Genomic DNA, 14471 nt, shown 5'->3' on the forward strand with positions numbered 1-14471 from the left:
ATGGAGTTAAACAGGAATCGCCGGGATCGCCGACACCTCACCCCAGCCCGCGCAAAACCGGCGCAGTCCGGGGACCCCGACATCGCGCGTGATCGGCGTGATCGGAAAACCAAGGGTCACCGCAGAGAATGCGGAGATCGCAAAAGGGGAAGACACCGGGCGGGGCACCGGTGCCACACGAGTATCGCTGGGGATGGACTGGGGATGAGTCGAGTAAACCCTTTAGAATCCTAGTTGAGGGTAGAGAGGGTAGCCCCTTTTCAATCCGAACGACCTCTTTCAGCTCTTCCTACGCGGCGGAGCGACAAGAAACGAGCAACGCTGTACACTCGCAGCCGGACTCCACCCATGACTGAACCCGATGTAGCTCTTACCGACTATGCGGTGGCGCTGGAATGCGCCTACTTCGCCTATTCTCTTTGGCGGATGCGAAAGGGCCGGGAGCCGGTCTCCTTCTGGTTCATCACGGCTTTTCTCGCAACCGGCGTAGCGGGGCTGGCCGGGGGCACCGTGCACGGCTTTTTCAACCAGCCAGGATCAGTTGGACACGGGATACTCTGGCCTCTGGGCCTGGTGATGATCGGCGTGGCGGCGTTGGCGTTTGCGAACATCGCGGCAACTCTGCGCTTTACCGGAGGGGCGGTTCTGGCCATCTCTCGCGCCGCGTTCTTCCTGTTTCTTGTCTATTGTGTGGCGATTTTGTTTTTTAATGACCGGTTCGTGGTTGCTATTGTAGCCTACCTGCCGGCTGTGCTCTTCCTGGGCTGGGTGTTTTTCGATCAATATCGCCAGACCAGGCGGGCGGCGTTCGCCTGGGGATTGGCCGGCATCGGCATCACGCTTCTGGCCGCGGTTGTTCAGCAGGCCAGGATCGCGCTGCATCCGCGCTATTTCAATCACAATGCTGTGTACCACACGCTCCAGGCCGCGGGGTTGTTCATGATCTTCCTTACAGCGCGCGATTGCAGCAAACAGAAACAGACAAACGCCTGCGCGGAACGACCTAAGACCGCATCACCCACACCAGCACCGCGATCCCCACGATGATCCTGTACACCGCGAACGGCGCGAACCCGCGCTTGCGCACCCAGTTCATAAACCAGGCCACCACCGCCCAGGCCACGAAGAATGACACCACGAATCCGATGACCAGCACGACCCATTCGTGCGAGTTCATCGGCATGCGGCCCAGCGGTTCGCCGCCGTGTTTGGGATGCAGCGTTCGCAGCATGTCGTAACCGGTGGCCGCAACCATGGTGGGGATGGAGAGGAAGAAAGAAAACTCCAGCGCCGATGGGCGTGACATCCCGGCGAGCTGTCCCGCGGCAATGGTGGACATGGACCGCGAGGTCCCCGGGAACACCGCCGACGCAATCTGGCACACGCCGATCCACACCGCCTGAAACACCGTCATCTCTTCCACGTGTTCGGTTTTAAAGCGCCCGCCTTCGCGCCCGCCCGCGCGTGGCGTGCCGAACATGGCGTCCACAATCCACATGACGATGCCGCCCACCAGCAGCGACCAGCCCATCACCGTCAGGCTCTCCAGATGTTTGCCGATCACCTTGGTCAGCAGGTACGCGGGCCCGGCGGTGCACACAAACGCGATCATCACCAGCGTCAGCGGATGGTTGAGCGCGGTGCGGTCGTTGTTTTCGCCTTGCGGGAACGTTGCCAGGAACTTGGAGATGCGCGCGCGAAAGTAAATCGGCAGGCAGAGGATGGCGCCCAGCTGGATCACGATGGAATACATCTTCCAGAACGGGTCGTCCAAGTGGATGTTGAGCAGCGCTTCGCTGATGCGCAGGTGCGCGGTGGAGCTCACCGGGAGAAACTCCGTGAGTCCTTCCACCACGCCTAGAAATATTGACAGGAGATATTCGTGCAAAAAGTTTCCTCCGGTTGGATGGCGGTGCGCACGCGACTAGCGGCCAAAGCTTCTGCCCGTCAAGTCCGCGGGGACGTTCTGTTGCAGCGCGTAAATCAAGGCCCGGGCGCGCGGCCCCCAATCGCTCTCCACCGACTTCGCCGCCAGTTCGGTGGCAATGTCGATGCCCTTTTTTCTGGCTTTCTCGCTCTTGTCCTGCTGGTGCGCGGTGCGGAACATCTCCACCAGAGCGGCTTGCCGCCAGGCGGCGTTGTACAGGGCCTCCGCCGCTTTGGGCGATTCCGGATGCTCATGCGCGTAATGCTCGTACATGTCAGATTCTTTTTCCGGACACCTGACGTCGTCTTTCCATTCGCCACACAGCTTGTTGTCAATCAGGTCGTACGACGCCAGGTCCGCCCACCGGGTGTGGGGAAATTTCTTGATGAGCTCTTTCATCACGTCATCTTCAATCTCCGTGCGCAAGCTGGCGTCACGTTCGCGCGAAGAAGGCCGCGTCATCACGCCGGCTTTTTCCAGTTGCCACCGGATGTCGGCGGCGCGCCACAACGCTTCCCCCGCCAGCGGCGAGTTGGGAAAATATTCCTGCATGCGATAGTACAGCCGCATGGCGTCTTCCGCGGCATGGCGGCGACCGCCCCGCTGTTCGGCCTGGTTCTCAGAGTCCACGGCTTCGCCAAAAATGATCTGGTCGCCGTTGGGCGTGGCGTTGGTGATGACCATGCGGCTTTCCACCCAGCCGCTGACTTCACGCGGCTCCATGCGGGCCGTGTCCACCACTACCAGCACCTGCGCCCAGTCTTTGCCGTCAACGGTGGAGCGTGCTATCACCAACAGAACGTCGCGCCCGCGCGATGCCATGGCCACTTTTTGCGAGGTGGCGTCCGGCGCCACGTACATGGGAACTTCCTGGATCAACGTGCCGTGTTCTTTGTCCGCGGCCTGCGCCGGCGAGGTCAGCATGGCGATGGCGATGGCAATACTCAACAACAGCGGCCATCGAACTTGCTTGCCGCGCGTTCGCGAATTTGCTTTTCGGAGAACCATCTGTGCGCCGCTCATTGCGACAACCCGTAGACGGAAATATTCTGTTGCAGCTTGTACAACAGGCTGGCGGCCCGCGTTTTCCACTCGGGTTGAAGCTGGCTGGCCAGCTCCTGCGTCAAGGCCATGGCCCGGTTGCGCGCGGCAGTGCTGCTGGCGGGCTGGCCTTGGATGCGGAAGATGTCCGCCAGCGCGGCTTGCCGCCACGCCGCGTTGTACAGCGCTTCCGCCGCTTTGGGCGACCGCGGATGCTCCCGCGCGTACAGCTCGTACGCTGTGCTTTCTTTCAGCGGACAGTCAGCCAGTCCTCGCCATTCCGGACACATTTTGTTTTCCAGGAGATCATAGGCAGCCAGGTCCGCCCACTTGCTTCCCGGGAATTTCTGGATCACCGCCTGCATCAGCTTTTCGTCCACCGGCGCTTGTCCTTTGGCCTTGGCCCGGTCCAGTTGCCAGCGGATGTCGGCAAAGCGGAAGGTAGCTTCACCGGTCAGCGGCGAGTTGGGAAAATATTCAGCAACGCGCTGGTAGAGACGAAGCGCGTCCTCGGCTGCGCCTCTGCGCCCGCGAGGCCGTTCTGCTTCCTGCTCCGCGTTGACGGCTTCGCCGTAGATGATCTGGTCGGCGTTCATGGTCGCCGCCGTGACCACCGCCGTTGCCGGCAGCCATCCTGTCACCTGGCGGGAGTTTTCTCCTTGTGTAAGGGTGACGAATATTTTCATCCAGGTCTGGTTGCCGTCAGCGTTTTTGCGCTCCAGCACCACCAGGTCGCGGCCGCGTTCCACCTGCGCAATTCTTTCTGCACTTGTCGCCGGCGAAGAGTAGAGCGAAGCTTCGCGGATGAGCGTGGCATGCTCGTTGTCGGCCGCCGCGGCGCTCAGCGCGAAGAGTCCGGTGGCCAGCAGCGCGGCAAGTTTCGCGGACCAGGCACAGCCCGGCACACATCGCACCCCAATTCGGAAGCATTTCATGCGCATCCTACAAGGCACCTTGAAGAATATCTTTAAAAAGCTGTGGCTCCATATTACCGCCACTCACCACTGCAACAGTAGTGCCCGGAGGAATTTCATCGGCGTGGAACATGGCCGCCGCCGTGGTCACCGCTCCGCTGGGCTCGGCCAGGATTCGTCCCGCGAACAGCAAGTGCCGCATGGCTTGCTTGATCTCGTCTTCCTTCACCGCCACGATCGCGTCCACATATTTGCGCACGTGCGCGAAGGTGATGTCGCCCAGGCTCACCGACCGCAAGCCATCCGCCAGCGTTTTCGCGGCATCCTCGGCTTTCGTTTTCTGGATCGTCCCTGTGCGCAGGCTTTCGCGCGCGTCCGCGGCAAACTCCGGCTCCACGCCAATCACCTTGATCTTGGGGTTGGACTCCTTGATCGCCGTGGCCACGCCGCTGATCAACCCTCCGCCGCCCACCGGGACCAGCACCACTTCCACGTTGGGCATGTCTTCCAGGATTTCCAGCGCCATCGTCCCTTGGCCGGCGATGATCTTTTCGTCGTTATACGGAGGCACGGCAATCAGTCCGCGTTCTTTTTCCAGCTCTTCGGCTTTCCTGATCCGCTCTTCGCTCGCCGGCCCAACCAGTACAATCTCTGCGCCCAGCGCGCGTGTGGCGTCCAGCTTTACTTTCGGCGCGTTGCTGGGCATCACGATGGTCGCCTTCACGCCCAGCGCCCGCGCCGCAAATGCTACGCCCTGCGCGTGATTGCCGCTGGAGTGGGCGACAACGCCGCGCTGCCGCTGTTCCGGCGTGAGCGACGATATCTTGTTGTAAGCGCCCCGCAACTTGAATGAGCCAACCGGCTGCAGGTTCTCCGGCTTCAGGAAAATCTGGCGGCCGTCGGGCAGCTGGCACGCCACCAGCGGCGTGCGCACCGCCACCCCGCGCAGCAACGTGCGTGCTTGTTGGATGTCCTGGAGGGTCACCATGGTTGGATTCTTCAGTAGCATTGTCTATGTTAAATGATGACTCTCAATGCGCCTGCTGCATATTGGATGCAGGAGGAACGCTAGCAACAAGAATCCCCTAAAATTATTTTCAAATCGTTTACCATTCCTTTTTGCAGAAAACCCTGACCGGAGCCCCATGGACGTCCACCTGATTGACGGCACCTACGAGCTGTTCCGCTACTTTTTCGCCGTGCCCTCGGCGAAAGATGCCAGCGGACAGGAGATCGGCGCCGTGCGTGGCGTGTTGACTTCCGTCCTGTCCATGATCGAGCAGGGCGCAACCCATCTGGGCGTGGCCACCGACCACGTTGTGGAATCGTTTCGCAACGATCTCTATCCTGGATACAAAACCAGTGAAGGCGTGGACCCGGAGCTGCTCTCGCAGTTCCCGATTCTGGAGGAAGCGCTGGAAGCCATGGGTGTTATGGTCTGGCCCATGGTGGAATTTGAAGCCGACGACGCGCTCGCCTCTGCCGCCGCCAAAGCCGCGAAGGACAGCTCCGCAAGGAAAGTCTTCATCTGCACGCCAGACAAAGACCTGAGCCAGTGTGTCGCCGGCACGCGCGTCGTCCAGCTCGACCGCCGTCGTGAGATCGTGCGCGATGAATCGGGCGTCGTGGAAAAGTTCGGCGTGGGGCCCCGGTCCATTCCCGACTACCTGGCCGTGGTCGGTGACAGCGCCGACGGCTTCCCCGGCATTCCCGGATGGGGCGCCAAGGCCGCGGCCCTCGCTCTGTCTCAGTATCCGCACCTTGAAGATATCCCCAAGGATTGGCAGGCTTGGCACCCATCCATCAAGCGCGCCCGTGCCTTGTCCGAATCTCTGTTCGGCGCGTGGGATGACGCCTTGCTTTTCCGCACTCTCGCCACCTTGCGCCTGGACGTCCCCGTCTTCAACACGGTTGACGACCTTCGCTGGCAAGGCCCGCGTCCCATGTTCGCCGAACATGCGCAGCGACTGAAGGCGCCCGACCTGCTTCGCCGCGTGCTGGCGGCCAAGTACTAGGTCAGTTTGGACTGACCCAGTACCTGTATCAGCGTCTAGCGATTCGCTTGAGCCCGCTTTTCACGCGGCCTACTGGCCATTGGAGCAAACCTGCAGGTTTGCGTTTTGGAAGCTGAACCAATGGTTGACTGACGTGGATGGTGACTGGCCGAAATACTGCAGGAAGACCAGGTCCTGCAGGTTGTAAGTGAACCCGTTCAACGTGTAGGGGACGGCGCCAAAATTGGGCGCGCCCTCCAGCGGATCGCCATTCTCCAAGAAACCGCCGCAGCCGGGGTTATCAATGAACGGGTCATCCATCCACTCGCCGACTTCGTGCGAGAGGGCGGAAACATCCTGGGCAAACGCGCCCGCCCTGTCAATGTAGGTGAAATGGGAATAGGTCTGGGGCGAGCTCGCGCTGCCAAATGCGCTGTGGTAGCCGCCAATGCAGCAACCGCCCGACGTGAGGTACGTGTTGTAGGTCAGGGCTATGGGCAGGCTGTCGGGCGTGATTTGGCTGTTGCCGCTGATGATCTGCTGCAGCCTGGCGTCAAAGAAGTTGATGTCCACCAGGGCCGCTCGTACGCCGAACTCTGTGGCGATCTTGCCGGATGCCGGCGGAACGTTAATGGTCACTTCCGGCAGCACAACCAGATTCAGCAGCACATGATAGTTGGTGTTGATGGATACATCGCTCCAAAAGTTGCCGCGCTGGTAAGCATCAATATATTGCGTGTTCCCAAGGTCAACGCCACCCTGCACAAAATCAATGCCCGAGTTGAAGATGGGCGAGAGCGCGGTGTTCTGGATCACGTTCCGGCCGTTGGCCAGCACGTGTGCCGGATCAAAGATGCCATTGGGGGTCGGGTTGATGACGATGCGGATGGGGATCAGATAAGCGGTCACCGTGGTTGCGGTGTTGGTGGTTTGCGGATTGGTTCCCACCATGGTGAAACTGGTTCCGCCCGGCGATAGACTCCCGGTCCAGTTCGTGACGGTGGGAGTAGCCGGAGCGAGCACGTTGCTGAGATAACGCGGAGGCAGGGTAACGAACCTGGGCGTGGATTGCGCCTGCGCCATGGCGGAGCCTGCCAGGCTGACGCAGGTTAACGCGGTAAGGGCGGCGAAAATAGTCAGGGGAGCAAAGATTTTTTTGCGCACAAATATCTCTCCTTAGCGAACTTCTCGCTATAGTCGCGGGCTGCAGTTGGCGAATGTAAGCTTTAGTTCAGACGACTGAAGGCAGTTCTTGCAACTGCAGCGCGTCTTCCCATCAGATATATAGATTCCGACCCCGGCAGCCCAAGGCACCCAGGGTCGGAGCTTTGCCAGATCGCTGTGCAGACTGGTATGGCTTCGCCTGCGCTGCGAACTGGGTTTAATGCACTGCTACTCCGACGACTCCCGCGGAGAAACTATCGCAGCCAATGTTGCCGCAGACGGCGATGTCAGTGGTATTGGCGAAGTTAGGGAAGCCAAAGAAGCTTGAGACGAAGAACGAGAGGTCAGTTGGCTCTGTTCCAGGTCCCTGGATGTTCGCCGGGGAATTGTCCTCCACGTCAGACAGGAAGGCGATGGCCGGGCTCGTGGGCACCATTGTCATCCAGTAGCTGCCATTTTCCAGGATGGGGCAGCTAATGCCCGTAATCAGGATGGTCACCTCAGGAAGGCCAAAGCCGCTGCGTCCGGTGGGGGTTACCGTGGGCACCCCGGTGCCGCTGCAGATGGTTTTTACCTGGTTGCCATTGGGATTGCCGCCTTCGGCGACTGAGCCTTGTACGATGGACCAGGACACGCTGCTCACCCCTATGCCCAACCCCAGGTCCTCCATCAGCTCATTCACAAAGAGCCCTCCCACTTGCCAGTCGGTCTTGCCCTTTGCTCCCTTGAACTTCTTTGGAATCGTGATCGGGATATAGACCACCCCGGTGATGTTGAAGACGGTGTTAGTGCCGTTCCACAGACCATTGGGGTTCTGGCCGTTAATGTCAAAATCGCCGGCGTACAGCAGGCACGAGTTAAGAATGCACGGCTCTTCCGTGCCAACGGGTGGGCCACCGGGCTTGGCTTCGCCCATGTGTATCTGCTGGGCCTGCGACGCACCCGATAAGCAGACCATAATCAGCGCGGCAAACAATGCTGCCGATCCAAACACTTTCTTCACCATGTCTTTCTCCTTGTATTGGAGCTTTTAGCTCTCGTGATCAACATCCTTTCGCGATCAGCACGAACGCTGTACACATCTGCGGAAAAGACAAACAAGTCCGTCCGCACTTTAGGAGGCCCGCGGAACTATAGTGGCAGCGCATACTAAAACGTTGCAATAGTTATTGGGAAAATGTTCTGTGAATATCTAGTCATGTTAAAGATATCTAATCCTAATGGAACTAAGAACTACTTAGTCTTACAGGATGGCTGTTGCAGATAACTAAAAAGGAAGTGAACGATATCTCGACATTAGAGATAGATACAAACCAGTAATCTATGCGCCGTGTTTAGCAAGACTGTGCCAGAAAGTCATCAGACAGGTATGTGCTTGATTGAAGGATGGGAGAGAATTCCGGAGACGGCCACCGGCTGGGTGGGCTTTGTTTCTGTACCTATCGTTTTCCCATTTTGGGAGGCGGCGGCAACTCCTCTGCTGCCTCCAGTACCTGCGCCATGAACTCAATCAAATCCCATTTCTGCGAAAGAGTCACTTTGTCTTCCAAATGGACGTGGATCAACGCCGGGCTCAGCAGCACTTTCCTGAGCGCGCCCGGTGGAACGTCCTTGGCCAGCCACTCTGATTCCGACGCAGGAATTACGTTGTCCGCGGTGCCGTGCAGAATGAATACCGGGACCTTTAGGCCGTCCAGGTTGTGGTGCGGCGAAACCGCGTCCATCTCGTCTTTGTATTTCTCAATCTCTTGGAGAAGCTGCTGCTGCAGTTTCTCGCGATGGTGAACGATCAGATCAAACTCCGCTTGGCCCGCCACGCTCGCTGTACGGGCCGCGCGCAACGAATCATCCGGCTTCTCCCACAGCCACAGCCGCAGAGCGTCGCGGGCGGCGGGAATGTCGCGCTCGGCAAAGAAGTCGCTCAGGTGCGTGTAAGCCAGCACCAGCACACCGTATTCGTGCGCGTCCAGCGGCGCCGTGGAACCGTCCGGCCGTTCCACCACGTTAGCTGCGAAAAATCGCGCCACCCGCGCCATGTCATCGTGCGCGCCCACGGCCACCACGAACCCTATGTTGCCGGCATATTCCGGCCGGCTCGCCGTCATCAGCGCCAGGCCTCCGGCAAAGCTCAGTCCGATCACCCCCACTTTGCGCCCCACTTGCGCGCTCAGGTAGTTGGTGGCGGCGCCGATGGTGTCAATCGTCTTGGGCGTCACGCGATAATCCGTCAGGTCCGTCAGTTCCGGCGCCATGACCAGCAACCCGGCCCCGGCGGCTGCGCTGGCAAAGCGCCCCAGGCGCGGCTCTTCCAGCCCCAGATTGTGGATGCCGTGCAGCACCACAATCGCCGGCGGATTGCTCACGTCCTGCGGAATGTACATGCGGAACTTGAGCGGACCCTGCGGGGTCTCAACCGTGGTCAATACCTGTGTGAAGGGATGGCGGGCGAAGCGGGTGGAAAATCCCTGGGCCTGCGCGTCAGAGAAGCGCATCAGCAGTGACATGGCGCGCAGATGGTCGCCGGCCGTGCGGTGCAGCGTCAGCCACGCCAGCAACAGCAGCGCAACGCAAACAGCAAAATACGCGAGTTTGCGTGAACGCCGCGCTTCGGCCACTAGATCTCCAGGATCACCGGCATGATCAGCGGCCGCCGTGAAGTTGTCTTGGCGATGAACCGCTTCAGGTCCGTGCGGATCTTTTCTTTGATCACGCCGTAGTCGGCTTTTTCTTCCGCCGTGGACATGTCCAGCGTCTGCGCGATCACCCGCCGCGATTCTCTCAGGAACCCTTCTTCGGCTCCTGCGGCAAAGCCGCGCATCACAATCTCCGGGATGGATTCCACCGTCCCCGTCAGTTTGTTAATGGCGATGATCGGCAACACAAACCCGTCTTCGCTCAAATGACGGCGGTCTTTGATCACCAGGTCTTCCACCACGTCGCCACGCGAACCGGAATCAATGCAGATGCGCCCCACTGGTACCTTGTCAATCTTGCGCGCGCCCAGTTCGTCGAATTCCAAGACGTCGCCGCTTTCCATCAGCAGTACCTGGCCCACCGCGCCGCGCACTGAGCGCGCCAGGTCCGCGTGCACCCGCAACTGGCGGTACTCTCCGTGGATGGGAATAAAGTACTTCGGCTTTACCAGGTTCATGATCAGCTTGAGCTCTTCCTGGCTGGCGTGGCCGCTCACGTGCACCGGCGGCGTGGACCCGTCGTCGTAGATCACGTCGGCTTCGCGGCGGTAGAGGTGGTCAATCATCCGGTAAATGCTTTTCTCATTGCCCGGGATGATGCGCGAAGACAGCACCACCGTGTCGCCCTTCTCGATCCGGGCATGCTTGTGGTTGTCCACCGCGGCGCGCGACAGCGCGGACATGGGCTCGCCCTGCGTTCCGCTGATCAGCACGCACACCTGCTGCGGCGAGTATTCCCGGATCTGCCCGGGATGGATCAGCAGTCCTTCCGGAACGTCAATGTAGCCCAGGTCCTGCGCGATCTCCGTGGACTCCGTGATGGAGCGTCCCACCACGGCCACTTTGCGGCGATAGCCGCGCGCCAGTTCCATGGCCAGCTTGATGCGGTGGATGGAAGACGAAAAACACGTGATGAACAGCCGGCCCTGGGCGCGGGCAAAGATCTCGTCAAAGCGGGCCTGCACCGCGCGCTCGCTCGGCGTGTAGCCGCGGCGCTCCGCGTTGGTGGAATCCTGCAGCAGCGCCAGCACGTTACCGTCTTTGCCGTATTCGGCAAAGGTGTGCAGGTCAAATGAGCGGTTGTCCGTGGGCGTGGGATCAACTTTGAAGTCGCCGGTGTGGATCACCACGCCCAGCGGCGTGTGGATGGCCAGCGCCACGCAGTCCACCAGGCTGTGCGTGACCTGTATGGGATTCACCGTGAACGGTCCCAGGGCAAAGCGCTTCCCCGCTTGGATTTCCCGCAGGTCGGCGTCATCCAGCAATTCGTGCTCTTCCAGCTTGTTTTCCACCAGGGCCAGCGTGAACTCGGTGCCGAAGACCGGCACTTTCAGCTCAGACAATATCCACGGCAACCCGCCGATGTGGTCTTCATGGCCGTGCGTGAGCACGATCCCGCGAATTTTGTCGCGATGTTCCAGCAGGTAGGTGATGTCCGGGACAACAATGTCCACACCCAGCAGCTCCGATTCAGGGAACATGAGCCCGGCGTCAATGACCATGATGTCATCGCCCCAGCGCACGGCCATGCAGTTCATTCCGAACTCGCCCAGGCCGCCCAAAGGTATCAGATGTAGTTTTCCAGCAGGCATGTAGTAACTTTGATGCTATCAGAGAATGGCCGCCGCTGACGCAACCGCTTCAGGACGTTCGGTCACGCCGCGAACTCACGGCTGCTGCGCGTCCATCACCGCGGGCGAAGCCGATCCTTCTCCCAGCTCGCCTTCCCATCGTGCAATCACTGCCGTTGCCAGGCAGTTGCCCAGGACGTTTGTCGCCGTCCGTCCCATGTCCATCAGTTGGTCCACGCCGAAAAGAATCACCACTGGCCAGACGGGAAGGTGGAATGAATCCACCGTTCCCAGCAGCACCACAATCATCGCCCGCGGGACGCCGGCCAGGCCTTTGCTGGTCAGCATGAGCGTGAGAACAATGATCAGTTGCTGGCCGAAGCTCAAATGAATCCCCGCGGCCTGGGCCACAAAGATCGAAGCCAGCGAGAGATAGAGCGTGCTGCCGTCCAGGTTAAAGCTGTATCCCGTGGGCAAAACAAAGGCCACAATCTGCCGTGGCACGCCGAAGGCCTCCATATTTTCCAACGCACGCGGCAGCGCCGCCTCTGAGCTGGCGGTGGCAAATGCGATGGAAACCGGCTCAGTAACCGCTTGGACAAACCGCTTCAGGGGCAGGCGCGCCAGCAGCACGACCGGCAGCAGCACCACAACCAGGAACACCACCAGAGCGGCATAGAGCGTCGCCAGCAACTTGAGCAGGTTCACCAGCACGCCAAAGCCTCCGGTGGCCACAGTGAAAGCCATGGCTCCGCACACGCCGAACGGCGCAAAGAACATGACGATGTTGGTGAACTTGAACATCACCTCAGAGAGGCTTTCGCAGAACTCCAGCATGGGACGGCGCTTGTGTTCGCTCAGCAGCGCCAGGGCGATCGCAAAGATGATGCTGAACACCACCACCTGCAGCACCTGGCCCTCAGCCACGGACTTGGCAATGTTTTCCGGAAACACGTGCAGGATGATGTCCGCGGCTTTCTGCGGCTGCGTGGCCGGCGGCGCAGCTACGGTCGCCGGCCGGGGTACGCCAACGCCGGCTTGCGAAAGGTTGATGGCTCCCAGCCCGATGAACAGCGCGATCGTGGTGATCACTTCAAAATACAGCAGGGCCTTGATCCCCATCCGCCCCACTTGTTTCAAATCAGCGTGGCCGGCGATGCCCACCACCAGCGTGCCGAAGATCAGCGGCGCCACAATGGTCTTGATCAGCCGCAGGAAAATCGCACTGAGGATCTGCAGGTTCTTCGCGACGTCGGGAAAATCGTGGCCGATTTCCGCCCCAATCAGCATGCCGGCGAAGATCCACGCCGTGAGCGACCGCCGCGCCCACGCGTATCCAACGAAGGCGACCAACGCCGCCCAGCGCAGCGACAATAACCAGCCCGGATGTATCCACGGCGCCGGAGGCTGGAACCCTGGGGCTTTCGCCTGCGCCGCTAGTTCTGACGGGCTCGGGCCAAAGTAATACCCAATCGCCCACAGCACCGCGGCGATCCCCGCCAGCGCCAGAAACGCAATCAGAAATTTCCCTTTCCAGCGAGAATTATTCATCTGCCTTTGCGTCCTTCGCGTCCTTTGCGGTGAGATCCGGAGTTAGTCATCGCAACACGTCCTCCAGCGTGATCGAACCCTCAGTCTTCTCGTCGCGATACTTCACGATCACCGGCGTATAAAGTGACAATCCCCACTCCGCGGCTTTGCCTTTGCTCACCGCGCGCGCGCCGGGAACGACCACGGCGTTCTCCGGAATCACCAAGGGGCTTTCCGCGCTCGACCGGTACACTTGCTCGCGGACAATGTCATACACCGGCGTCGCCCGCGTCAGGATCACGCCCGCGCCCAGCACCGCGCCGCGCAACACCTGCGTGCCTTCATAGACGCCGCAGTTGCCGCCAACGAGCACGTCATCTTCAATAATCACCGGCGACGCGCCCACCGGCTCCAGCACGCCGCCAATCTGTGCCGCTGCGCTCAAGTGCACGCGCTTGCCCACCTGCGCGCACGATCCCACCAGCGCGTGCGAGTCAATCAGCGTGCCTTCGTCCACGTACGCGCCCACGTTCACGTACATGGGCGGCATGCAGATCACGCCCGGCGCCAGGTACGCGCCGCTGCGCACCGACGATCCGCCGGGCACCACGCGGATGCGGTCCTGCACGTTGAATCGCCGGGCAGGGAAGGTGCTCTTGTCCACGAATGACAGCCCGTCCTTGCCGCCCGATTCCACCATCTCGCCCAGTCGGAACCCCAGCAGGATGCCCTGCTTCACCCAGGCATTCACCACCCAATGGCTGGCCTGCCGCTCCGCGGCGCGGACTTCGCCCCCGGTCAGCGCCCCAAGAAACTCCTGAAACACCCGGCGTGCTTCGATTGCGGCCGTGCCGTCCAGCGCGCCTTCCGCGTACCAGCGTTCAATCTCCGGTTGAAGTTTGTGCATCGCCGGGGAGTATACCTGCGGAAGCTTGCGGCGGCCAAGCAACTCTTTGGTTTGACTTGATCCACCTAGTTTGGGGCAGGTCGAGTAACCAACATCGCTTCCCACGAAAGACCGTCATCCTGACGGCCGTTAAGCGAGAGCGCGCGCTTTTGCATTGGGGCCCCCGGCAAGCCCGGTTTTGGCTTGCTGGGGCGATCTTCAGCGCGCGAGTAGGCCGGAAGGACCTTGCGTTTGCGTTGCGCGGGGGGGACGCTCTACGTCCGAATCGCTAAACGTGTTCCGACAATGACAGCAGATTCCCGTCCGGGTCCTTGAACCACGCGACTTTACTTCCGCCCGGCGCGATCCACACACCCAGTTCGTCCTGCGTCATGCCGGGGTAGCGCTCGAACTTTACGCCTCTGGCCTGCAATGCCTTTACTTCGTCTTCAATCCGCTCCACCTCCCAACCCAGCACGGTGAAAGGATGCGGCGTGAACGGCGGCGCCTTCACCACGCGCAGCATGATGCCGTGGCAATCCATCACCAGGGCGAAGCCGTCTTGACTCACGCAGCGCAGGCCCAGCGTCTGCTCGTAAAACTTGCGGGCTTTGGCGAAATCGAGCGTAGGAACAAAAGCGACGATCTTGGCTGAATTGAGCATGTATAAAGGACAGAGCTTGCCCCGCCGCATTCTACCCTGCCTCAGCGCCACCTAATTTCCCCATTTTCACCAAAAATCCTTGCAAGA

13 protein-coding genes are annotated in these 14471 nt (G+C 60.4%); 2 read left to right on the forward strand and 11 right to left on the reverse strand.

Annotated elements, in window-relative coordinates; all coding sequences use genetic code 11:
• Positions 1-348 precede the first annotated feature (348 nt).
• Positions 349-1047 (forward strand): hypothetical protein, encoded by a 699-nt coding sequence (locus LAO20_03955; protein MBZ5530562.1) that lies wholly within the window; start codon positions 349-351, stop codon positions 1045-1047.
• Here LAO20_03955 and LAO20_03960 read toward each other — a convergent pair.
• The 4 genes from LAO20_03960 to LAO20_03975 are packed head-to-tail and all read right to left on the reverse strand — an operon-like array spanning position 1004 to position 4870.
• On the reverse strand, positions 1004-1888 hold the full coding sequence (locus LAO20_03960) for an undecaprenyl-diphosphate phosphatase (protein ID MBZ5530563.1): 885 nt from the start codon (positions 1886-1888) through the stop codon (positions 1004-1006). The two genes, LAO20_03955 and LAO20_03960, sit on opposite strands and share 44 nt — an antisense overlap.
• Before the next feature lie 36 nt (positions 1889-1924).
• The gene (locus LAO20_03965; protein MBZ5530564.1) at positions 1925-2935 is read right to left on the reverse strand and encodes a hypothetical protein; all 1011 of its coding nucleotides are present in this window, start codon (positions 2933-2935) and stop codon (positions 1925-1927) included.
• Between the two features lie 11 nt (positions 2936-2946).
• Positions 2947-3903 (reverse strand): hypothetical protein, encoded by a 957-nt coding sequence (locus LAO20_03970; GenBank protein ID MBZ5530565.1) that lies wholly within the window; start codon positions 3901-3903, stop codon positions 2947-2949.
• Between the two features lie 7 nt (positions 3904-3910).
• Complete coding sequence (locus LAO20_03975) at positions 3911-4870, reverse strand: threonine/serine dehydratase (GenBank protein ID MBZ5530566.1); 960 nt, start codon at positions 4868-4870, stop codon at positions 3911-3913.
• Positions 4871-5027: 157 nt separating this feature from the next.
• Here LAO20_03975 and LAO20_03980 point away from each other — a divergent pair, with 157 nt between their 5' ends.
• Entirely contained in the window at positions 5028-5897 is an 870-nt protein-coding gene (locus tag LAO20_03980) for a flap endonuclease (GenBank protein ID MBZ5530567.1), read from the forward strand.
• A 69-nt stretch (positions 5898-5966) separates the two neighbouring features.
• Here the strand turns inward: LAO20_03980 and LAO20_03985 are convergent, their stop codons facing one another.
• From LAO20_03985 to LAO20_04015, 7 genes are all read right to left on the reverse strand, one after another.
• Complete coding sequence (locus LAO20_03985) at positions 5967-7040, reverse strand: hypothetical protein (protein ID MBZ5530568.1); 1074 nt, start codon at positions 7038-7040, stop codon at positions 5967-5969.
• Between the two features lie 217 nt (positions 7041-7257).
• A complete protein-coding gene (locus LAO20_03990; protein MBZ5530569.1) occupies positions 7258-8046 on the reverse strand; it encodes a hypothetical protein in 789 nt (262 codons plus the stop codon).
• Positions 8047-8479: 433 nt separating this feature from the next.
• On the reverse strand, positions 8480-9655 hold the full coding sequence (locus LAO20_03995; protein MBZ5530570.1) for a hypothetical protein: 1176 nt from the start codon (positions 9653-9655) through the stop codon (positions 8480-8482).
• Positions 9655-11325, reverse strand: coding sequence for a ribonuclease J (locus tag LAO20_04000; protein ID MBZ5530571.1), 1671 nt, complete (start codon positions 11323-11325; stop codon positions 9655-9657). Before LAO20_04000 ends, LAO20_03995 begins: the two co-directional genes overlap by 1 nt.
• A gap of 75 nt (positions 11326-11400) precedes the next feature.
• The gene (locus LAO20_04005) at positions 11401-12855 is read right to left on the reverse strand and encodes a cation:dicarboxylase symporter family transporter (protein MBZ5530572.1); all 1455 of its coding nucleotides are present in this window, start codon (positions 12853-12855) and stop codon (positions 11401-11403) included.
• A 46-nt stretch (positions 12856-12901) separates the two neighbouring features.
• On the reverse strand, positions 12902-13741 hold the full coding sequence (locus LAO20_04010) for a 2,3,4,5-tetrahydropyridine-2,6-dicarboxylate N-succinyltransferase (protein ID MBZ5530573.1): 840 nt from the start codon (positions 13739-13741) through the stop codon (positions 12902-12904).
• A gap of 268 nt (positions 13742-14009) precedes the next feature.
• The gene (locus LAO20_04015) at positions 14010-14384 is read right to left on the reverse strand and encodes a VOC family protein (GenBank protein MBZ5530574.1); all 375 of its coding nucleotides are present in this window, start codon (positions 14382-14384) and stop codon (positions 14010-14012) included.
• Positions 14385-14471 lie beyond the last annotated feature (87 nt).

The sequence above is a fragment of the Terriglobia bacterium genome (assembly GCA_020072815.1).
GTDB lineage: Bacteria > Acidobacteriota > Terriglobia > Terriglobales > Acidobacteriaceae > Angelobacter.